This window comes from Mycobacterium sp. 852002-51057_SCH5723018 (assembly GCF_001667035.1).
GTDB lineage: Bacteria > Actinomycetota > Actinomycetes > Mycobacteriales > Mycobacteriaceae > Mycobacterium.
In genome coordinates this window covers 1-610 of the sequence record NZ_LZIR01000062.1, presented here as the reverse complement: position 1 = coordinate 610, position 610 = coordinate 1, and the positions used below count along the sequence as shown (strand labels likewise).

The window sequence follows — 610 nt, the reverse complement described above, 5'->3', positions numbered from 1 at the left end:
CGCGATCTCGCGGATGGTGGCCCTGGAGTAGCCCACCTCGGCCACGCAGCGCATCGCGGAGGCGATGATCCGTGCGCGGGTCTGCGCACCATCGGCACCCACCGGGCGGCCCAACTGTGCCGGCGCTACTGGTTCACCCACCGCGCACCTCCGCGCCGAACCTCGAGTAATCGATCGTGCGATTATATTCTCTCCTAGCGGCAGCTTGGCTGCAGGGTCGACGGACAGGACGCACGAGTGAGGACATCACCATGACGCGGGCGCAGCTGGGTCGCCCGGTCGGCGCGAGCGGTGAGGAGACCCGCCGACGGATCGTCGCCGCGACCATGCGCTGCGTGGCCGAGGTGGGCTACTCCAGGGCCACCATCCGCGAGATCGCCCGCACGGCCAAGGTCACCAGCGCCAGCCTGTACAACTACTTTCCGAACAAGTCTGAATTGATCACCGCGGCGATCGCGGCCAGAACCGAGGTCGCGTTGCCGCGGCTGCGCCAGGCCGCCGGCCGTCCCGGCGGCGTCATCGAACGAATCGAAGCGGTGCTCGACGAGTCGGACCGGTTGATGCGCGAGCATCCCTACCTGGCCGCATTCGAGTGGGCGATTCGGGCCGA

Annotated in this window: 1 protein-coding gene; it reads left to right on the top strand. The window is 68.4% G+C overall.

The window, feature by feature from the left end; genetic code table 11:
• Nucleotides 1-251: 251 nt before the first annotated feature.
• On the top strand, nucleotides 252-610 hold a 359-nt coding region (locus tag A5764_RS12480; RefSeq protein ID WP_156664647.1), incomplete at its 3' end, for a TetR/AcrR family transcriptional regulator.